Source organism: Paenibacillus sp. GSMTC-2017, from assembly GCF_016019935.1.
GTDB lineage: Bacteria > Bacillota > Bacilli > Paenibacillales > Paenibacillaceae > Pristimantibacillus.
The window spans coordinates 144,904-165,858 of record NZ_JAECMT010000004.1; the positions used below are offsets into that span (position 1 = coordinate 144,904).

Genomic DNA, 20,955 nt, shown 5'->3' on the forward strand with positions numbered 1-20,955 from the left:
GGTTGAGCATGAAAACGAAGATGACAAGCAAAGTCTTTTTTTATAGTGTTGTAGTACTGCTTGTCATATTACTGTTCACATATTTAGTTGTGAATTGGTTATCCAGTTCTGAAAAAACGGGGCCGCATGCCTCGTCAACTCCTTTAACTGAAGTGAAAGTGGAGTCGGAAATTGGAGCGGGAAATGAAACGGAAAGTGAAGCTTTAGATGAACGGATTGTTGGCAAACCCCTTGTTCTTACAGACTCTGAGGTGACGGCTTTATGGGATGGAATTGATCCGCAATTCTCACCAGACAAAGCTGTTGCCGCCGTACAAAGTGTGCTTCCTGAGGAGGAATATGAGCAATTATTTCCCTATCGAATTGGTACGAAGGAATGGCACAAGTATGCGATTAATCAAGTAAACTACGATGAAGATCAAATCGACTATTATTCGTATGACAACTTCATTACAGCCGTTACGGAAGTAGCAAATATTAAATATAAGTTGGAGTACAGGCAGAATGATACGAACAACAGCCGCATATTTCGATTGGATAAAGAAACAAAAACAGAAACACTCATCGTTCAAAATGCTAACTTTCATACAGACATAAATAAGACAGTTCCGATTATTTCGATTATCGTCGATTTCGGCACTTTTCTTAAAGAAGGCACTGCTTTAGATCGAAAGCATGAACTGGCAGCTTTTCTCGCCAATATTTCGCACGAAACGGGTGGGGGCAAGCCCAATTCGCCAGGGGGTCCACTTGCTTGGGGTTTATATTGGAATGAAGAAATCAAATTTATTAACAGTAACGAAGTCAGCTATGTTGAACCAAATGATATTTTCTCGCCAGCCCCGGGCAAATCCTATCATGGACGAGGTCCGATTCAACTGAGCTGGAACTACAATTACGGATTAGTAAGCGGAATTATTTATGGCACCAAAGATAAGTTGCTTGAACAGCCTGAGCTTATTGTGAAAGATGGCAAGTTAGGCTTTATGACGGCTATCCTGTACTGGATGACACCACATCCTATGAGGCCTTCCGCTCACGATGTGATGGTTGGCAAATGGAAACCAACTGAACTGGAGATTTCAAAAGGGCTGACAGAAGCGGGCTTTGGTATTACGATTATGCTCATAAACGGTAATCTTGAAGGCAATTTGGATGAAACTGACCGTCGTATCGGTCGCCGCGTCGGTTTTTATCGTAAGTTTACTACACATATGGGTGTTCCTATTGAAGGAGAGAAAGTAAATACGTTAGGTATGCTTCCATTCTAAATCGGATTTGGGAATGTTCATACTTGGAAGGGGAATAACGTGAGAAATGAAGCTTTGGATGAATTTATAGTTGGCAACAGCCGCGTTCTTACTGAATTGGAGGTTACATCCTTGTGGGGTGGGATTGATCCACAATTTTCACCGGACAAAGCCGTTGCCGCTGTACAAAATATATTGCCACAGGAGCAATTTGAACAATTGTTCCCTTACCGTATTGGTACGAAGAAATGGCATAAACATGCGACCAATCAGCCCAATTACAAGGTAGATCAAGCTGACTATTATTCCTATAACAACTTGATTGCTGCTGTTACGGACATAGCAAATATTAAATATAAAGTAGAATATAGGCAGGAAGAGACTGAGAATAGACGCGTATTTCGATTAGATAAAGAAACGAAGACAGAAACGCTCATCTATCAAAGTGATAGCTTTAACACGTCTTCAAACGAGATGGTACCGATTATTTCGAAAACGGTCGATTTTGGTTCCTTTCTTAAAGAGGGGTCTGACTTGAAGCGAAAGCATGAACTGGCAGCTTTTCTCGCCAATATTTCGCACGAAACGGGTGGAGGCAGGCCCAATTCGCTAGGAGGTCCACTTGCTTGGGGTTTGTATTGGAATGAGGAAATTAATTATATTAACACCAAAACGGTCAATTATGTTGAAGCACATGATCACTTTCCGCCTGTCCCTGGGAGGTCCTATCATGGACGTGGACCGATTCAACTGAGCTGGAACTACAATTACGGATTAATTAGCGGAATTATTTATAGCACCAAAGATAAGCTGCTTCAGCAGCCAGAGCTTATTGTGAATGATGGGAAGTTAGGTTTTATGACTGCTATCTTATTTTGGATGACGGAACATCCTCTTGTTCCTTCCGCACATGATGTGATGGTTGGTAAATGGACACCTTCAGAATCGGATATTTCTAAAGGATTAACCGAGCCTGGGTTCGGTATTACTATCATGATTATTAATGGTAAACTTGAAGGTAATTTAGACAAAAGCGATCGTCGTATCGGTCGTCGAATTGGTTTTTATCGTAAAATTACAAAGAAGATGGGCATATCTATTAAAGGTGAGAAAGTAGATACATTAGGTATGAGCCCATTTTGATTTGTATTTAGCAGGTATGAAAATAAGGCTGTCCCGTCATTTTTTATGACTTTTGGGACAGCCACACTTTTTTTTTGTTACTTAGCTATTATATTATTTCATTTACCAAATCGAAACGCGATCTTTAGGTGCTACATACATCCCATCACCAGGCTTAATTTCATAAGCTTCGTAAAATTCTTCGAAGTTCACAACCGTCCGATTCACCCGAACTTTATCAGCTGAATGAGAAGATGCTCCACTGATCATCGTAGCAAACTCTTTTGTTGTCGTATATTTGTTGGTTACTGCATGGTTTTCAAAAAACGCTTTGTAGTCGGGACTTTCGAGCTTCGATGCGACTTGTAATGCAACTGCCATACCCGCCAAATCTGATGCATTTTCACTTAACGTATTTAAACCGTTGTTCATCGCACCTGGAACGATTTCTATCCCATCGTAGAATGCAATTAGTTGCTGGCATTTTTCATCGAACTTCTTAAGATCTTCGTCCGTCCACCAATTAGTAGCATTGCCATGCTCGTCGTATGCTGCTCCCTCTTTATCGAATGCATGACTGATTTCATGGCCTATCAGAGTGCCGATTCCCCCAAGATTTTCTTCAGGCTTGGCATTTATGTCATAAAAAGGAGCTTGAAGAATACCTGCAGGGAATGTCAAATCGTTATTCATCGTGTTGTAGAAAGCATTAACAGTATAGACTTCAGTTGACCATTTACTTTTATCAACCGGTTTTCCCAGACTAGCTTTCATCGCATTTTGAAGTGCGGAAGTAGCTGCATAGGAGTTGGAGAATAAGGAGCCGCCGTCCTCGTATGACTTAATTGTTACCTGATCCAGCGTCGTATCCCACTTATCTGGATATCCAACTTTAACCTTCATACTCTTTAGCTTCTTGATGGCATTGGCTTTGGTCGTTTCAGACATCCAATCAAGCTTATTAATTCTATCCTCATAGGCAACAATTAATTTCTCTACCATTTGCTCTACATCTTTTTTCGCTTCTGGGGAGAAATGTTTCTCAGCGAACATTTGCTCCAAATATCCTGCTAGTGCACCTTTTGTAGCACTTATTGCTATTTCTTTATCCGTTTTCGTTCCGACAACACCGTACAGCGCTGAGTAGAAATCGCTCGACACTTTTCTAATTTCATCTGTAAGTAGCCAGCCCGTTTCTGCAAGCAACTGTGCTTTTGCGTAGGCTTTAAGTACATCCAAGTTAGCATCCGTCATGAATTCAGCGCCTTTTTGCGCCAGCTTCACATCGGTTACGATTACTTTATCGACATGGTCTAGCTTCATTGATTTCATAGCTTGCTTCATATCCGGTTCTTTAAGCATCTCGTCAAACTGTTCGATTGTATAAGGATTATAAAATTTATTCACATCACCTTGCTCATGGACATCAAGCGAAACAGCAGCGAGGTTCTTCTCCATCTCATAAACGTTCTCGGCGCGAGTTTTGGCTGTGGATTCTTTCTCACCCGTCAAAACGAGATACTTGGTTATTTGATCAATGTATAATTGCTTCGCAGTTGCATCTTCTGTTACGTAGTTGAATTTATATAGGCCCGTTTTAAGTCCAGTATAATGTAACGCATTTTCATTGCTGTTTTTGGCATCGGCCATAATCGTAAATCGGAACAATGTACTTAGAGCTAATTCCTTCTCTATCATTAGGTCAGCTTGAATGAGCTCGCCTATTGTTTTGGCACCATCAATTGCATTTACATATTTTTTGATTGGTTCGATTCCTTGTTTGTTCCGTTTTTCCGTATCCAATGCTATGGCATAAAAATCAGTAAGCTTACGCTCTTTTGTACCTGGAGCAAATGACTTTCCAGTCAGCTCATCTATCATTTCCGTTACGTTATCATTATTGAGTTTGTGCATCTCAGGGATACCGCCGCCGAAAAAATCACCAAGGGCGATAGTTGATTGTTTCAACCAATTTTTATTAATCGCTTCATAAAAGTCGTCATTTAAATAGGAGCCTTCAAGCGCCCATACTCTTGTAACAATTTTTTGGAAGTCGGACATCGTAATCGTGTCATTAGCACCTAATGTACCATCTGGTTTGCCCGCTAGTACGCCTGCTTTTAGCAATTTATCGATATCGCCTTTAGCCCAAGCTGGTATATCAGAGAACTTTACACCAAACGTTCCAACCCGTAGATCATTTCCTACAGGCTCCGGCAAATCGCCGAATGCTCTGCTTAGCATAACTAATGCTTCAATTTTTTTAATGGGTTCATTTTCTTTTAAATCTCCATTTTCATACCCTTGAATAATCGTTCCTTTTTGAAGATAAGTGTTATAAGCATCTGCTGACGTCAACAAGGTTTGGACAATTTCGCCTCGTGTAGGTAGCGGCTTAGTTGCACCAGCATACGCTGATGCGCTTACGGATAGTGCCATTGCAATGGCTACAGGTAGGGCTAAATAATGCTTTTTCATCTTCGGACTCCTTCGTGGTGTATTTAATGAATAATTACAGATATATGTACGAAATATTCCATACATATCCTTTTATTATAATAAAACCACCTAACTTTGCAAATGATTCCAATATAAAAAATAGAAAATTTCATTAAATTTAAATGGTATAAATTATGTAATATATTATTTGGTCGAATAACGATTCTGCTCAGCACCTACGCTTTCTACAAATAGTTAAATCGCTGTAATGTCATCTTACCCGTAAATTTCGACCGCTTAGCTTGAATGCATTCCTAAATGGTAAACCATCGATTAGATTAATGTATGAAAAGTACATGAAACGAGAGGTGGTTACTATGAAAAAAGGACTTAAAATAGTGGTTAGTATTATCGCCGTAATTGCAGTTGGATTTGGTGTATTAATCTTTATGAATCGACCAATATCTAAAGAGAAAGTAAATGAAAAAATCGAAAAACAGTTAACAAAACTAGTGAAAAAGAATGATTCTTTATCTAGCGCTTTATTAACCATTTACAATAATCAGTCTGGCTATTTCGAACAGTTTGCTGTAGGTACCAAAAATAAAATGTCAGATCAGCCTGTCCAAGTTGATAGTCAATATCATTCAGCTAGTATCGGTAAAACGATGGTTGCCGTTATTTACGGCATGTTAGTAGACGAAGGCAAAATAAGCTTTGACGATAAAATAAACAGGTGGCTTAATGCGGACATCCTAAAGGGACTATTTGTAATAGACGGTACAGATTATAGTGATCAGGTCACATTAAAACAGTTACTGAGTCATACATCAGGAGTAGGGGACTATTTTGTAGGTCCAGTAAAAAGCGGAAAGCCTATATTAGACATAATTTCATCTGATCCGGATCGTTTATTTACTCCTGAAGATTTCATTGCATTTACTAGAGACAATCAAGAGCCTGTAGGAAAACCAGGACAACAATTTAATTATTCAGATACGGGCTATATTTTGCTGGGGCTTATTTTGGAGGCAATCGAGGGAAAGCCGTATTCTACTATTTTGGAAGAAAAGATATTTGAGCCACTTAATATGAAGGATAGCTATTTAATGTTTTATAATGATGAACCAGTTGATATTGTTGGCGTATATTTGAATGGTATTGATTATAGCGACAAAAATGCATTATCTGTCGACTGGGCAGGCGGTGGCGTTGTTACGACGATGAATGATCTATTAACGTTCATGAGGGCTTTGGAGCACGGAAATCTATTGTCCGATGACGTTTATGGAGAGATGACTGACTTTTCACAGCGCTTCGATAAAGGGATTTATTATGGCATGGGCATGATGTACTTTGATTTTAGTGAATTATCCTTTCTGCTAGGCTCAATGTCAGACCTTTATGGCGGGGTCGGAGCGACAGGGACTTATCTATTCTATGATAAAGAAAAGGATACCTTTTTTATTGCTAATTTTGGTTCACTTGGTTTTGTGGAAAAAGGGATACAAGAATTAGTAAAAATAAGAATGATCTATGATAGGATGATAGTGGAATAGATGATTTCATTAAAGCTGTAAATAGGAGACACATAATGGTTCAATTACTGTGTTCGCATAAAGTTTATGACAAGCTCAAACATGAATTAGCCAAATACCAAATTGAGATTAAGGACGATAGTGATTTGGTACTCGTTGAAGAAGGATACGACATACCAAGCGGTAAGCTTAGTGTTGTATTTGATGCGATTGATTACATGGATGTAGTTAAACTGTTGGTATCAGGTGTTAGAGAAGATATTCAAGGTATGTATACTGTTACAGGGTTAAGTGAAAATAAATTCGTCATTGTTGAACCAAAGGATGTTTTATATATAGAAGCAAGTGCTGAAGGTATTATGGCATGTACGAAAGTTAATCGTTATAGTATCAAAGAAACGTTGCACTATTATGAGAGCATCTGGGCTGCAAAAGGGTTTATCCGCATTAATAAATCACAGCTTGTTAATTTGCTTCATGTCAAAGAAATCATCCCGTGGTTTAATTCTAGGTATGTACTTAGAATGGACAATAACGTTGAACTGGAAGTATCGAAGATGTTCTCAAAAAAACTTAGAACCACACTCAACATATAGGAGTCCATTATGGAAAAAATTAATTTAGAAAATGTAATAAAGTCATTTTTTCTAGGTCTCTTTATAGGTGTTATCGTACAGCTTCTTAACCATACGAATGTGCGGATTGAGCATAAAGTATTAATGGTATTAGCGAGTGGAAGTATAGGCTTCATCATTGGTTTTATTTCAGAGTGGCTAACCTCAATATTACCGATCAGTATAGCCAATGCTCGCATGTACTTTTTTATAAACAACTTAATAGCACTGGTCGTTACTATATTGATTATGGTGTCCTTACTGCTTATAACAAGCACCGAAACGGTCAACCGAGAAGAATATATCCCGATGTTATTGATCGTGTTAGGTATTATATGTATAGCAAATCTAGTCGATTATTTGATGTATCGACGGGCTCAACGTAAACTGGAAACGTTCAAGGCGAGGATAAAAGATAAATAATCTGTGGGTATTAAAACAAGTTATCTATGAACTCTGCAAATGAATCAGCAACATCGTAAAGTGCTTCTTCTTGCATTTTTTCGACTTCACCACTTAATCTTTCTTTTCTTGTGCAATTGTCTACATGTACAGCTACTTCCATATCAGCGTAAACAATTTTTGGTTCATCACTGGATCTGAAATCAAAACAGATATAGTCTCCTCCAGGATCATCTGCAAATGGAATTACATTCTTAGGAAGCATTTTCTTAAGTACAGTGTATTCTTCAAGAAAATTGGGACGATCCTGCAGGCCATACGGTATAAGGTAACCAAATATTTTTTTATAGGCGTTACCTGTTTCTTTACCATATATTTTATATAGACAGGGGGTCGGACACGAACCATTATAATTCATGACTATGGTAATGTACTCATCGGGAAATGATACTCCAAGTTTTTTCTCAACCTTTGCAATAGATTCTCTAGAAGTTGTCCCATCAGATCGATCCCAAATAATTGCTGTATTCATGCTCACGCAGCCTTTCAGATATAGTTAAGTCTATATAGGTGGTATTAATTTACATGGTAATTATATACTTCATTAAATGTGATTAATAGTTTTATTTAGGAAGCGCGGATGAAAGATAAGTAAGCTATGGCGAGTATAAGCGGGGCTATTTATTTTGTATGAGGTTAGACGAGGAAAAGTAATAAACCCTGCGGTTCCGAGCGTTTGGAACCGCAGGGTTTGCTCATTATAGGCGCTAGAGATATTTTGAATCCACATAGGCATAGGAAACGCCATCGATAGTGATCTTATTTGACTACAGTTAAGATGACAACGACAATAACAGCAGCTATTACGAATTGAATAATAAAGTTTTTTAGGTTAAATTTCATGTATATAACCTCACCTTCTATTTTTTAATTACTTATCAAAACGGCGCTTGCCATAGACGATGACTGCAATGACGAGAGAACCAATCGCCCAGAGCAGCATATTAAGGAGATGCCATTTAATCTCTGAGAAACCGCCATTTTGCTCCAGACTGATGAGTGCCGATGAGAAGCTCTCGGTAGGAAGATAAGTAATGATTGTACTAACGACATCGTTGTCCAGCATCGTGCTTATCATCGATCCGTAGGTAAAGATCACGAGAAGAGGCAGACCCACAATGGAGGTTTCCATGACCGTGCGTGAGACAAGTCCAATAATGGTACCAAGTGAGATAAAAATGATTAAGGAAAGCAGAATCATAATGGTGAAATAAAAAAGCTCTGGCACCTGCATTTGGCTTATAAAGATCGAACCAATAACGACCAAAATCGTAATTAGAGAAGATAGGAAGCTCTTGCCGATCATAATTTCCATTCGTGTAGCCGGAGATAGCAATAAGGCACGTAAGGTGTTTTTCTCCTTTTCCTCAGCCATCATAGTGGCTTGAACAAAGGCACCCGTTATAACTAGTGCAAGATTGATCGGAGTACCTAATAGACTAGCGTCGTCTGATCCCGAACGAGATAACATGGCTGCAAGTCCCAATGGCAAAAATATAGTAATTAAAATAATATAAGAGTTCTTGAGTAGATCCTTTACATCTTTTGCAACGATGGCAGATACTCTTCGTATTGAAAACGTCATTGCAAAGACCTCCCTGTAAGTTGTATGAATATCTCTCCCAAAGTTGGTTCATTCGAGTGAATGGACATCAACTCCCCTGTAGTTATATATTGAGCAACGGATTGTGCGCCAGCTTCATTTTGTTCGATTTGAATACGGCTACCATTCTTTAGTACGAGGTTAATTGCAGAATCCCCATATTTCACTCGTAGGTTGTGTGGCTTGCCAATCTCTACAATTTTTCCATTATCGAGGAAAGCGAGCCGATGACAGAGATACTCCGCTTCTTGCATGTCATGGGTGCTTAAAAAAATGGTTGTACCTGACTCATTGAGCTTACGCAGGCTTGCATGAATTTGTTGCTTGTTGGTTGGGTCTAATGCAGAAGTAGGTTCGTCCAGAAACAAAAGATCAGGTTTATGCAATAAAGATCTTACTAATGTAACTCTCTGCTTCATCCCTTTGGATAGCTTGTTTACTACGGTTTTCTTGTCTTGAATAAGTGTAACTTCCTCCAGCACTTCATCAATGCGCTTTACATCTACATCATATAGCTTACAAAAGAGTTCCAAGTTCTCATACACAGTCAGTCGATCATATAAACCGCTGTTGTCAGTAAGGATGCCTATCCGTTTCAATTGCGATGAATCACGCAGCTTGCTTACATCTTTGCCGAACACTTGCACAGACCCTGATGTATGCTGTAGTTGTGAGGTTAGAATTTTCACCATCGTTGTTTTGCCAGAACCGCTAGGACCTAACAATCCGAAAATCTCTCCCCTTTGAACATGGAAGTCAACACCCTTCAGAGCCGTCTTTTTACCAAAAGATTTTACTAACTGCCTTACTTCAATCTCATGTTCCATCCTGTTAGCTCCCTTATCGATTGATCTTGCTTGTGCAAAACCAATTGTAAGGAAAACCGCATAACTGCGCATTATTTACAGGATAAAGGGAGTAATCTAGGGGTTGAATACTGCATTTTGGGTGAGGAATGGAGCTTCTGTTTTATTAAAAAAAGGCACCTTTAGATACCTAAGGTCCCCTTTAACTCATCATATTTTCCTTTGGAAAGTGGAATGGAGCTTTTCTTGTCATCATCCAATATGAGACTAAAACTATTACGTGTCCATGAAATGACTTCACGCACTTTTTGTAAATTTACGATATAAGAACGATGACACCGAAAGAAACCAAGCGGTTTTAGCCTGATCTCAAGATCACTTAAGGTAAACACACAAGGGAAAGTGGCCCCCTTAACATGAAGTAAGGATATACCCTCACTGCTTTCAATAAAATTGATTTCTGTTGGATCGAACAAGATGATCTTATCGTCTACCTTGGCGGGGATTTTCTCCACCCGAACGGGTCGAACTTCAATTGCTGTAGGTGGAAGTATTGTAGTTTGTGATGGATATTCCTCGAGGGGAGCAGTTACGTCCGTATGAAGATCAACCCCCGAATCATCGCTAACATCTAATTTTTTAAACTCATGCTCATTCAGTCTATATACCTCATTGGTGATGGAAATGGCATCTGCAAGATAGGATGTTGTAATTAGAATTGCCTTTCCTTCGTTCAGAAGTTCAGTAAGTAGTGAACGAATAATGATGTGGCTTTCAATATCCACGTTTTGTTCGGGTTCTTCCCAAATAAGCAGCACAGGGTTATGTATAATCGTTCTCCCAAGATGCAATCGCTTTTGCTCGGAGAAGGTTAATGAAGAAATTTTGCTGTTTTTTTTGTCCTCTAATCCGATTTTGTGCAATACTTCATCGATGGAGATGGTTGCTTGGTATATGTTCTTGTAAAAAGTGAGCGAATCTTTTACCTTAAGTCGCCCATAAAGTCCATCATTCAGAAGGGAAACGCCTATTTTGTGTGCGTTTTTCTTAAAATGCTGAGGTAAATTTGAGTCTTCGATAAGCACATGACCACTAGATGCCGGAATATCGCCTAGAAGCAGTTGGATAAGTAAATGCCCAAGTTCATTGTTACATTGTACAACGACACACTGACCGCTCTTAATCTGCAGATTTATCTCTGGCAATAGCAGTGCATTGCCTTGTCTCTTTATTAAACGATCAATCGTAAGTACAGCCATACATTTCTCCTCGCTGTTCGAAAGTAAAGTTTTGGCATGGGTCTCTTTTCGGACGATTATACAACAATCTATTATGCGAAAGCCATGTTTCTTTATAGACAGCTAAAAATGTGAAAGGCTAATATTAAAGTAAATTGTGAAGAGGAGTCTGATCGGAATGAGTCATGAATCAAACGGTTCATATTATGCAGTCATATTTTCGAGTAAGCGTACGGATGGGGACAACGGGTATAATGTTATGGCGGAAAAGATGGTGCAGCTTGCAAATAAGCAGCCTGGCTTTATAGGAGTAGAAAGTGTCAGAGATTCTTCAGGAGTTGGTATTACGATTTCCTATTGGGAGAGTTTAGAGGCAATTAGCAACTGGAAGCAGCATCAATCTCACCTAGTTGCGCAGGAGAAAGGCAAGCAAGATTGGTACCAAAATTACAACGTGAAAATTTGTAAAGTGGAAAGAGAGTATTCCTTTTAACAGATAGTATGAGTTTAAAAACCGTCGCCTTCTGATGTACAGGAGACGATGGTTTTTTATGAAGGCTACGATATGATATATTCAATTGAGAACGTCCTAATCCTGAATACGAATTAGTAAAAGGAAGTGTAAATAATGAATTTGGAAGCGGTCATGCAAGAGCTTGAAGCTCTAGGCAAAGAACGAACTAAGAAAATATATCAATCTAACGGCGCGCAAGAACCACTTTTTGGTGTGGCTACAGGTGCGATGAAACCTCTGTTCAAAAAGATAAAACTTAATCAGCCATTAGCCGATCAGCTTTACGCTACTGGAAATTATGACGCTATGTATTTTGCTGGTATAATCGCTGACCCCAATGTAATGACTGAGGCCGACTTTGAACGGTGGATAGATGGAGCATATTTCTATATGTTATCTGACTTTGTAGTAGCAGTGACGTTGTCAGAAACAAATATCGCACAAGAGGTTTCTGATAAATGGATAGATAGCAATATTGATTTGAAAATGTCAGCAGGTTGGAACTGTTATTGCTGGCTGCTCGGAAATCGTCCAGACCATGAATTTTCAGAGGAAAAGCTTGCTGGATTATTGACACGTGTAAAAGAGACTATTCATGAGGCCCCTGAGCGCACAAAATATGCGATGAATCAATTCTTATATACGGTGGGGATATCCTATCAGCATCTTCATGATAAGGCGATCGAAATTGCGCAGGAAGTGGGACCGGTAGAAGTTAATCAAGACAGCGCTAAAAGCAAGTTTTTGAACGCATCGTTAACCATTCAAAACGCGGTTGAAAAAGGACGGATTGGTTTCAAGCGAAAACATGTGAGATGTTAGGAGAGACGTTTATGAATGTTGAGGAAGTGAAACGAATTAGCGAAGTTTCCAACATGAAAAGTGGCCATATCCTAAAATTTTTCAACAATTGCTCGGAGCGGGAGTAATATCCTATCGGACGAGTATAGCGAGTGACCATACCGTATTCTTTGGGGGAGACAATCAGTATGAAGAAAAGGGTAGTGAGTCGGCTTTAACCCTTGAAGTTGCAGATCATTTTCAAGCGGATGCCGTAAAGAGAGGTTTGGAACATCATCAAAGAAACTTGACTCCATATACAGATTTCCTTAAAGATATGGCCGATGCGGGTGTGCACTATTATGAAGTGAATATGATCGAGAGATCGATTAATTACACTAGCGGTAGGGCTGGAGAATCGTATGTTGAAGGAGTTCCGACTTTTGAATAAGTGATTAAGAAGGGGGGCCCAAATGCCATAGGCATTTGGTGCAACCTCTTCTTTAATTATAGTTTACTTAAGCTGTATGACCTAGTTTTATAAACCAATATAAGGTAATATTAAAGTTGTTATTTAAAGCTTTAAAGTGATTAAGCAGATACATCCTATTGTAAATGTTAGCTAATTTTGGTAGTAAGGGGATATGCTAGTTTATGAAGGATCTTGCTTGCAGAGACCAGGGGCAAAGATTTTTTTAAGAGTACACAAAGGTTAGTATGACTAAGGATATCTAAGAGAGTAAGGAGAATTAGTCGTGAATATGATAATAGAGAATGACCGATATATGGTGTTAAATGGAGTTAAAATCGAACGAGACCATGTGACTGTAGATAAAATAAGTAACTGGTTTGAGATAAGTGTTCAAGATTTTGATGCTTTTCAGAGGATCTCAGAAGTAGTAATAGACGAAATACCAAAAGAGATAGAAAGTATAATGTTTTATTTTGGAGAAGAAGATCAGATTTTTAATTTTTATATATCAAGAACAGAAAATGGTCTCGAAAAGATGTCTATTTTCTTCTATTTACAAGCAAATAAGTGGAGAAATTTATATAGTATTGATGAATTTTTTGAAGGGCTAAGAAGAACTGTGGAATTACAGTGTGAGGATAAAGGTTTTGATTTAGCAATAGATGCTACTGAGTTGTCTTATATCTTTGGCTTTACTATTACAACAAGAAGTACATTAAAAGAAGTTTATGAAATAAATTCAAAACTTATTTGTGAACTCGTTAATAAAACTAAAATGAGACTTTTAGAAGAGTTAAATAAGGGTTCCGTAATTAGTTTATTTCAGTTTCCCGAGCAGGTTCGGACTTCTTGTGAACAGTACCTTATCTACTTTACCGATTTCCTAAAGAATTTAGGAATAAATGCTACCTCTAATTTGAATCATGAGGCAGGCCAAGTTCTGTTTTCGGTAACACCAACTTCAGATGAAGTGGCATTATATAAAATTTATGATGCACTTGAAATTTATCTAAGACTACCTAATGTAATATCAAATAACTACTATAATTCAGATGTTGGACCGAGTGAATTACAACTAATGGCTAATATTCAGCATTTAAAAAGCCAGATACTTTTAGCAAACGCGATTGCTCAGTCACAAAACATTACTATTGAAAATTTAAGGACGACAGTCGATCAGCAGCAAAAAATAATTGATGCATCCATTCTTCAACATTCATTAATAATGGATAACATGAAAAATGAAGAAAATAATAGCGAAGAAATTCTTGGTGGTGCAGTTACACTTACAAAATTTGAGGGGTATGGTTTTGAAATAAGCTTATCCAATATATACAGAAGAATTAAGGAAGGTATTACTAAGAAATAGTATAATGCGTGTAATTAGCTTAAATCAGATCACATAAGTTTTACGTATCTTTCTCAGCATATAATTATGATAATACACTGCTGTAGATAAGATTATCGGTTCCACAACCTGTTTCTACATACTTGAACAATGATAGTGATAATAGCTCTGCAAGGCTAAAATGGGGCTTAAGATTCGATCATGGCTAACATTTGTCAACGAAAAGGATGTCATTTCGAAATACCTAACGATTATGTCTGCAAAGTAGAATGATAGTATATAGTAGTTGCATGGTAACTGAGCTTTATTTGGGGTTAGCTAGCTTAAAAGCAACACATTGCAATAATCAATCGTGTTGCTCGTTTTTTATAAATAATAGAATTGTGAAGTTTAACTAATCGCCATCTATGCTTCGTTAATAAGTACCTTTTTCTTAGAAGAGTTCACCATGTAAATCCATCCGATTAGACCGAATAAAACAAAACCAAACGCGTGAAGCGATCCGTAAATCGGTATGAAATCGAGTATCGTTAAGGAGAATAACCTTTTCAGTAACGGATAACAAATCGAAATAACGACAATAGCATAAAAGGCTAAGCAAGAAGCTACTAAAAATAAGGATGATTTATTTCGTACAGAGCTTTTCCGTAAGTAAGCAAGCAGATAAGTTGTGTAAATGGCAATGTTGCAAGCGAACAAGGTGACACCAATGTACTCAATCGGCTTCGAGAAAATAATGCCGACAGCGATGAGGATGGGTCCAATGATATCGATAGCAACGATCCACGGGTACCAGCTTTTTTTCGTCATGATCCGTCCGAGCATACCTATAAAGATTGGAACGATAGCAGATGAGAAATGAAAATGAACTGAATTTAGAGCGTGCGTTGAAGGACTAACTTGGTAGATGTGAATTTGATACTGATAGAGCGCGAACCAAATACCTCCGACAAAAAAGTAAACGAGCCCCGCACCAATTGCTAATTCTCCTACTCTTCCTTTGTGATTAGTAATAATGGTTATGCCGTACACGCAGAGCAGTAGAGTGAATAGTACCCATCCAAGGGAGAGTGTTCCCGGGATTACTGTGTTACCAAGCCCCCACGTCTTGTTACTCATAATAGAAGCTAACGTAAGAAGAGCTGCGGGAATATGAAGCAGTTTAATAGCCGTGAACATTTTTTGTTGCATATTGTTTTTTTCGTCACGGTCCAAAAGTAAAATGACAAGAGGTACGATGACGAATACCGCATAGATGAGAAATTTTTCGACAAGATTAAATGCTAAGCTATCTAGAAAAAAGATAACGAGCGTAATGATTCCGCCAATAATCGTAGGTAATACCGATGTTTTCATGAATTGCCCCCAAGAAGTTTGCCTTTGAATAGATAGGTGATGCCTTCTAGTAGTTTAGCACATTTTGCAGGTTCTTTATTGACTATACATGAACGGGACCACAAGTGATGAAGGAATGGTTTATAATAAATGAAGATAAACATCATTTTCGTATACTCAGTTAAACCTACAACGTTTTTGCATCGGAAGGGGTGATGGTTTGATGTTGAATAGTAAAAAAAGTGGATCTGATAAATCCGTGATGGCCGCAATTGAAACAATTGAGGAGGTGGATTTTCTTCTCATGACGCAGTTGACGGTTTGGTTTGTTTTGTCTGGTTATTTGGAAATTATGCGAAATGGTTCGGATATATTGATTCGGACAGGTGACATTTTCGTGTTGAATAAAGGTGATATCGTTCGTGTAATTGGTAGCAAAGAAAATGCGACGCTTACGGTTAAGTTTCTAACTAATGAGTATCAAGATGAGTTTCCGTCATTTAAGCAAAGTATTCCACTATCGATGGTGTACAAAAAAGATGGTTATGAGCTTGTGAAAAATAGTATGGCATATTTGTATATCGAAATGATATATCCAGGTGAAGGTTCGGATTATATCATCGAAGGATATTCGAAACGAATAATCGGATTGTTGTATCGATATCTTGGGTCAGCAGATGAAAAGGAGCAAGCACACGCTACTTCGGATAAGGTGAAAGAAATTGTATCGTATATTAATGTTAATTATGCTGAAAAACTTAGCTTGGATGAAATTGCTGAAAAGTTCTATAGTAGCAAATACTACTTAGCACATTCCTTTAAGAATCAGTTAGGTATTTCAATCGGTAACTACATCAAAGAAGTGCGATTGTTTCATAGCTATCAAATGTTGGAGAGCACGCACGACAAGATTGTAACGATAGCTTTAGCGAGTGGCTTTCCTAATGTACGCTCATTTAACGAAGCATTTAAAATAAGATATAAGCTCACACCTGCTGAATTTCGTGAAAAGAGCCAACTAAGAGAGGTACAGAGTCGTGCTGACGTGGCACTATCTCAAGATGTATTAGCGTTACTCTCGCCATATGTGGCTCTAGGTGAGTTACCGGCAGCTTCACCTATTGTACCCGAACGAATTGAAGTTCAATTAGATTTGAATGAAACGGCGGGCCGATATCATAAGGTCAACCATATATTAAAAGTAAAGGGCGAACTTAGCGATAGTCGTTTGTACGAAGTCCGTGATCGTCTTGGGGTGAAGTGGGTAGCCGTTACTCGATTATTCGAAAAAGTGGATATTAAGATGAATGACGGTAAACTCGTTTGTTCATTTAGAGCGCTGGATCACATGTTGCAGCAGATCGTGTCGGTGGGCATGTATCCGTACCTTCAATTTCAATCCATCGATTTTGATGATTGGAAAGAGCGTGGTTTCCCTAATAACGAATCATTTGAATCGGTAATGACTGAGCTGAGTGTCCACCTGCAACAAAATTATAGGACAAGCCCGCAGTGGATGTTTGAATTCCGCTGCTTCTATGAATGGCAAAGTGGCGGTGAATTATGTCTACCGATAGCGAATGCTATCTCAATTTTTAAAGGCTATAACAATATTGTTATTCATTTCCCTGTGCAGCCTGTGGATGAAGTACTGCTTAATGATAGTAACAGCCACAACACTGTCTATTGGATTGATGACTGGACGCGTATGCGCAAGATTCAGCTTGATGCTGCACTGAATCATCTATTTGACGAAGTTCATATACAGGTCATTGGTAAAAATACGAACATAAAAGCCCAAAATCGTATTTTGGACCGAATGATGGTTTACGAACAAGACGATTATATGCATGCATATTCGGATCTAGCGCAAGCAAACGCGAGCATTTGGAACTACATAAAACAAATGAATCAATTCGAAATTGCAAGTCACTACTTCCCGCCACTGTCACTAGATTCAGCCAAGTTGTTTGAATATTTTCCAGATGAGCTGGCGAGCAGGATGTCATTATGTACACCGGATGGTCGTTATAAGGATAATTGGTATGCGACAGAGTTTGTGAGCCGATTGTACGATGGGCTTGTGTACCAAAATAATTCGTGTATCGTAACGAAGCAACAGGAAAATTACCGCATTTTGACCGTGTATCCCGAAGAAGAGCTGCATCTCATTATGAATCAAAATAATGAACAAATCGAATTGGCTTGGCGTAAAGCTAAAAGTCCGTATCTTTTTGTAAAATTGGGGTTAGAAAATATTGAAGGAACATACCGATTGATCAAGCAACGATTAACGCCGGAGCAGATCGATCAGCGATTGGATCTTGCCGATTTAAGAAAATGCAAAAAGTTGTCTTTCGATGATATTGCCTACTGGAATGCGATTAATCGACCGTCAAGAAGTGTGGAACAGCTTAAAATAAAGGGGAATCATACACTGGAGTTCGAGGTTCCGATATTCGGAATCGTAATGATTGACCTAGAAAAAATCAACGCCTAATGCTAAATGTTGCTCTTTCGATTTTGCTGTAAAATCGGATGAACGCAATATTTAGCTTTTTTTTCAACAAGATCCTCATAGTTAAAATGTAAGCGCTATATTACACTTGAAAAAAATGAGTCACTAAACCGGAGGGGATCGCCGTGTTGGATTATTTTAAAGCTAGAAAAGCAAAGAAAAATGAAATTGTGAAAAAAGTGAAAGAAGATAAAGTTAAGCTCCGCGCACGAAAAGAACAAATTAATGCGTTACCGGAAGCGGAGCGCCAAGCTGCAATAGAGCAGGATAAAAAACTACAAAAAGAGCATAAGCAACAAACTAAATTGGAGCTGAAAGCTCTCAGCCGTAAAGATCGTAGAGCGATGAAAAAGGAAGCAAAACGCTACAAAAAAATTAAAAACAGACCAAGGCGTTTTGCTGGCTGGTCGATCGTGGCGGTTATTGCGGTCATGTTGTTCGTACAGTTTGGTCCAATCGTGTCTGGTCTTATTGATGCACTGACAGGGAAACACATTACAGCCGTAACGGATACACCTGAGGGACTTGCAGCACGTGAACACGGCGGGAAAATAGCGGAAGAAATTGCGAATGAAGGTATTGTCCTCCTGAAAAATGAAGACAAACAACTTCCCTTGCAGGACAAAAAGGTTAACGTCTTCGGTGTAGCAGCATTGGAGCTGCGTTATGGTGGCGGTGGATCGGGTGCGGGCGATACTTCCCGTGCGGTTAATCTGTTCAAAGGCTTAGAGAATGCAGGAATTTCTTATAATACAGAGCTTCATAAATTGTATGAAGAAGTTGGTGCAAAAGCAGGAGTCGGTGCCGGGGCCAAAACAGGTATCGTTCAAGTTGTAAAAGGCATGTTAGCCGGAACTTCAACGGATGAGCCGAAAGTAGACTATTTGACGGACGAAGCAATCGCACAAGCAAAAGCTTATTCGGAAAATGCAGTCATTGTTATTGCTAGTGAGAGCACAGAAGCAAGCGATGCGACTTCTGAACAATTGGAACTAACAGCAAACAAACGTGCTCTAATTGAGAAAGTTTCAAAGAACTTCAAAAATGTAACGGTTGTAGTTAATGCGGGCAATGCGCTTGAGCTTGGTTTCGTAGAAGAATATGAGTCAATCAAATCTGTATTGTGGATTGGAACACCTGGACCTTACGGAGCAAACGCGTTAGGAAATATTCTTGCAGGTAATGTCAATCCATCGGGTCGTATTACGGATACGTATGTATATGACAACTCATCGTCTCCCGCAAGCGAAAATTTTGGGGACTACAAATATAACAACTTGAAATATTCGTTCCTAAATTATCAAGAAGGTATCTATGTTGGTTACCGCTTCTATGAAACGTTCTATTTGAACGACGAAGCAGGCTACAAAAATGCGGTGTTATATCCTTACGGACATGGACTAAGCTACACCGATTTCGAATGGAAAGTTCTAAATCAGTCACTGAATGAAGAGAAGATTGAGCTTCAAGTTGAAGTGAAAAACGTTGGTGATAGAGCCGGAAAAGATGTTGTTCAAGTTTATTATTCCGCTCCATATATTGCAGGCGGCATTGAGAAATCAGCAATCGAGCTCGCTACCTATGCAAAGACGTCTCTACTGGAAGCTGGTCAATCCGAAGTGATCACCCTTTCCTTTGCAACTGAAGAGATGGCTTCTTATGATATGAACACAGAAGAGGCGTATGTACTTGATCCGGGAACGTATACGGTTAAAGTGGCTCGCAACGTTCATGATATTGTAGCAAGTTATGACCTTGAGCTAGCAGAGAAAAAGGTGTATAGAGAAGATAAAGATACGAAGACAGCTTACGAAAATCGTTTTGATTTAGCAGACGGCGAAATTACGTATTTGTCACGAAATGATTGGAAGGGTACTTATCCTTCCGATAAAAATATTAGTCATGAAGCACCGCAATATGTGCTGGACGCATTCTCGAATAAGAAAGAAGCTTCTAAGCAGGAAATGCCGACAGTTGGCGCTGATAATGGTATAAAGCTGGAGGATTTGAAAGGTTTAGCTTTTGATGATCCGAAATGGGATGCCTTTATGGATCAATTTACGATGGACGAAATGATCGATTATGTAGCAAATGGTGCTTATCGCACGATGGCAGTAGATCGTTTGGGCGTACCGAAAACGTTGTTGATGGATGGACCTGCTGGATTCAGTTACTTCTTCAAACCAGTTGAAGCAGCATCATATCCGTCTGAGATTGTTATTGCAGCAACATGGAACAATGATTTGGCATATCGCATGGGTGAAGCGGTTGGTAAAGAGGCACGTGCTTATGGTATTCAAGGCTGGTATTCACCAGGTATGAATATTCATCGTACGGCACAAGGCGGTCGTAACTTCGAATACTTCTCTGAAGATCCAGTACTTTCAGGGAAAATGGCAGCAAATATGATAAACGGTGCAGAAGATCAAGGCATTATTGCCTTCATGAAGCACTTTGCACTAAATGATCAAGAAACAAATGCTCGTTCTGGTAACCTGATCTGGGCAAACGAACAAGCGATTCGCGAAATTTATTTGAAGCCTTTTGAAATTACAGTGAAAGACAGCAGTCCTCTAGGCGCGATGTCCAGCTTCTCGATCATCGGCACGAAGTGGGCTGGAGCAAATTCTGTCTTGCTAAATGATATTTTGCGCGATGAATGGGGCTTTGATGGATTCGTTTCTAGTGATGCAGTGTTTGGCTTTATGAAAGCGCCGGATGCGGTTGTAGCTGGTAATGACATCATGCTCGACATTATGACACCAAGTAAAAACGAAAAATTGCTGCACAAAGCATACAAAACTGATCCTTCAGGTATCGCAAACGGAGTCCGCACAAGCGTTCAGCATGTGTTGTACACGATATTGCAAACCTACTTGTTCGAAAAATAGGCGTTTAAAAGCGGGGTGAAAACAA

At 39.0% G+C, this 20,955-nt stretch carries 17 protein-coding genes; 11 read left to right on the forward strand and 6 right to left on the reverse strand.

The features are described 5' to 3' along the window. Positions 1–8: 8 nt before the first annotated feature. Positions 9–1,271, forward strand: a complete 1,263-nt coding sequence (locus tag I6N90_RS16630) for a chitinase (RefSeq protein ID WP_197936753.1) — start codon at positions 9–11, stop codon at positions 1,269–1,271. A 39-nt stretch (positions 1,272–1,310) separates the two neighbouring features. Beyond that, positions 1,311–2,393 (forward strand): chitinase, encoded by a 1,083-nt coding sequence (locus I6N90_RS25295; protein ID WP_332262467.1) that lies wholly within the window; start codon positions 1,311–1,313, stop codon positions 2,391–2,393. A 102-nt stretch (positions 2,394–2,495) separates the two neighbouring features. Here the strand turns inward: I6N90_RS25295 and I6N90_RS16640 are convergent, their stop codons facing one another. Beyond that, on the reverse strand, positions 2,496–4,850 hold the full coding sequence (locus tag I6N90_RS16640) for a M13-type metalloendopeptidase (protein ID WP_197936754.1): 2,355 nt from the start codon (positions 4,848–4,850) through the stop codon (positions 2,496–2,498). Positions 4,851–5,188: 338 nt separating this feature from the next. Between I6N90_RS16640 and I6N90_RS16645 the strand changes: the two genes are divergently transcribed. From I6N90_RS16645 to I6N90_RS16655, 3 genes are read left to right on the forward strand one after another with little or no spacing between them, the layout of a single operon-like run. Beyond that, complete coding sequence (locus tag I6N90_RS16645) at positions 5,189–6,370, forward strand: serine hydrolase domain-containing protein (protein WP_197936755.1); 1,182 nt, start codon at positions 5,189–5,191, stop codon at positions 6,368–6,370. Between the two features lie 35 nt (positions 6,371–6,405). After that, positions 6,406–6,945: a LytTR family DNA-binding domain-containing protein gene (locus tag I6N90_RS16650; RefSeq protein WP_197936756.1), complete on the forward strand. Its 540-nt coding sequence runs from the start codon at positions 6,406–6,408 to the stop codon at positions 6,943–6,945. 9 nt (positions 6,946–6,954) lie between these two features. Then, on the forward strand, positions 6,955–7,386 hold the full coding sequence (locus I6N90_RS16655; protein WP_197936757.1) for a hypothetical protein: 432 nt from the start codon (positions 6,955–6,957) through the stop codon (positions 7,384–7,386). Between the two features lie 10 nt (positions 7,387–7,396). Here the strand turns inward: I6N90_RS16655 and I6N90_RS16660 are convergent, their stop codons facing one another. The 4 genes from I6N90_RS16660 to I6N90_RS16675 all read right to left on the reverse strand — a co-directional run bounded on the left by I6N90_RS16660 (position 7,397) and on the right by I6N90_RS16675 (position 11,093). Further along, positions 7,397–7,897: an SMI1/KNR4 family protein gene (locus I6N90_RS16660; RefSeq protein ID WP_197936758.1), complete on the reverse strand. Its 501-nt coding sequence runs from the start codon at positions 7,895–7,897 to the stop codon at positions 7,397–7,399. Between the two features lie 399 nt (positions 7,898–8,296). Beyond that, positions 8,297–9,010, reverse strand: a complete 714-nt coding sequence (locus tag I6N90_RS16665; protein WP_197936759.1) for an ABC transporter permease — start codon at positions 9,008–9,010, stop codon at positions 8,297–8,299. Further along, entirely contained in the window at positions 9,007–9,855 is an 849-nt protein-coding gene (locus tag I6N90_RS16670; protein WP_197936760.1) for an ABC transporter ATP-binding protein, read from the reverse strand. Before I6N90_RS16670 ends, I6N90_RS16665 begins: the two co-directional genes overlap by 4 nt. A 161-nt stretch (positions 9,856–10,016) precedes the next feature. Further along, on the reverse strand, positions 10,017–11,093 hold the full coding sequence (locus I6N90_RS16675; RefSeq protein WP_197936761.1) for a LytTR family transcriptional regulator DNA-binding domain-containing protein: 1,077 nt from the start codon (positions 11,091–11,093) through the stop codon (positions 10,017–10,019). Positions 11,094–11,250: 157 nt separating this feature from the next. On the opposite strand from I6N90_RS16675, the gene I6N90_RS16680 reads away from it, so the two are divergent. The 4 genes from I6N90_RS16680 (at position 11,251) to I6N90_RS16695 (ending at position 14,207) form a co-directional block, all read left to right on the forward strand. Then, entirely contained in the window at positions 11,251–11,565 is a 315-nt protein-coding gene (locus I6N90_RS16680; RefSeq protein WP_197936762.1) for an antibiotic biosynthesis monooxygenase family protein, read from the forward strand. Positions 11,566–11,700: 135 nt separating this feature from the next. Continuing rightward, a complete protein-coding gene (locus I6N90_RS16685; RefSeq protein ID WP_197936763.1) occupies positions 11,701–12,408 on the forward strand; it encodes a DNA alkylation repair protein in 708 nt (235 codons plus the stop codon). Positions 12,409–12,484: 76 nt separating this feature from the next. After that, positions 12,485–12,817: a DUF1398 family protein gene (locus tag I6N90_RS16690; RefSeq protein WP_332262473.1), complete on the forward strand. Its 333-nt coding sequence runs from the start codon at positions 12,485–12,487 to the stop codon at positions 12,815–12,817. Positions 12,818–13,121: 304 nt separating this feature from the next. Further along, complete coding sequence (locus I6N90_RS16695) at positions 13,122–14,207, forward strand: hypothetical protein (RefSeq protein ID WP_197936765.1); 1,086 nt, start codon at positions 13,122–13,124, stop codon at positions 14,205–14,207. A 384-nt stretch (positions 14,208–14,591) separates the two neighbouring features. On the opposite strand, the gene I6N90_RS16700 is transcribed toward I6N90_RS16695, so the two are convergent. Then, positions 14,592–15,542, reverse strand: a complete 951-nt coding sequence (locus tag I6N90_RS16700; protein WP_197936766.1) for a YndJ family transporter — start codon at positions 15,540–15,542, stop codon at positions 14,592–14,594. A 202-nt stretch (positions 15,543–15,744) separates the two neighbouring features. Between I6N90_RS16700 and I6N90_RS16705 the strand changes: the two genes are divergently transcribed. Both I6N90_RS16705 and I6N90_RS16710 read left to right on the forward strand, forming a co-directional pair. Beyond that, on the forward strand, positions 15,745–18,021 hold the full coding sequence (locus tag I6N90_RS16705) for a helix-turn-helix transcriptional regulator (RefSeq protein WP_197936767.1): 2,277 nt from the start codon (positions 15,745–15,747) through the stop codon (positions 18,019–18,021). 143 nt (positions 18,022–18,164) lie between these two features. Continuing rightward, positions 18,165–20,930, forward strand: coding sequence for a glycoside hydrolase family 3 protein (locus I6N90_RS16710; RefSeq protein WP_197936768.1), 2,766 nt, complete (start codon positions 18,165–18,167; stop codon positions 20,928–20,930). The last annotated feature ends 25 nt before the right edge of the window (positions 20,931–20,955 follow it).

Coding starts and splice junctions, on each gene's coding strand:
- I6N90_RS16670 (WP_197936760.1), bottom strand. CDS start 9,855: ATGGAACATGAGATTGAAGTAAGGCAGTTAGTAAAATCTTTTGGTAAA.
- I6N90_RS16700 (WP_197936766.1), bottom strand. CDS start 15,542: ATGAAAACATCGGTATTACCTACGATTATTGGCGGAATCATTACGCTC.
- I6N90_RS16675 (WP_197936761.1), bottom strand. CDS start 11,093: ATGGCTGTACTTACGATTGATCGTTTAATAAAGAGACAAGGCAATGCA.
- I6N90_RS16645 (WP_197936755.1), top strand. CDS start 5,189: ATGAAAAAAGGACTTAAAATAGTGGTTAGTATTATCGCCGTAATTGCA.
- I6N90_RS16680 (WP_197936762.1), top strand. CDS start 11,251: ATGAGTCATGAATCAAACGGTTCATATTATGCAGTCATATTTTCGAGT.
- I6N90_RS16665 (WP_197936759.1), bottom strand. CDS start 9,010: ATGACGTTTTCAATACGAAGAGTATCTGCCATCGTTGCAAAAGATGTA.
- I6N90_RS16685 (WP_197936763.1), top strand. CDS start 11,701: ATGAATTTGGAAGCGGTCATGCAAGAGCTTGAAGCTCTAGGCAAAGAA.
- I6N90_RS16705 (WP_197936767.1), top strand. CDS start 15,745: ATGTTGAATAGTAAAAAAAGTGGATCTGATAAATCCGTGATGGCCGCA.
- I6N90_RS16650 (WP_197936756.1), top strand. CDS start 6,406: ATGGTTCAATTACTGTGTTCGCATAAAGTTTATGACAAGCTCAAACAT.
- I6N90_RS16655 (WP_197936757.1), top strand. CDS start 6,955: ATGGAAAAAATTAATTTAGAAAATGTAATAAAGTCATTTTTTCTAGGT.
- I6N90_RS16640 (WP_197936754.1), bottom strand. CDS start 4,850: ATGAAAAAGCATTATTTAGCCCTACCTGTAGCCATTGCAATGGCACTA.
- I6N90_RS16660 (WP_197936758.1), bottom strand. CDS start 7,897: ATGAATACAGCAATTATTTGGGATCGATCTGATGGGACAACTTCTAGA.
- I6N90_RS16630 (WP_197936753.1), top strand. CDS start 9: ATGAAAACGAAGATGACAAGCAAAGTCTTTTTTTATAGTGTTGTAGTA.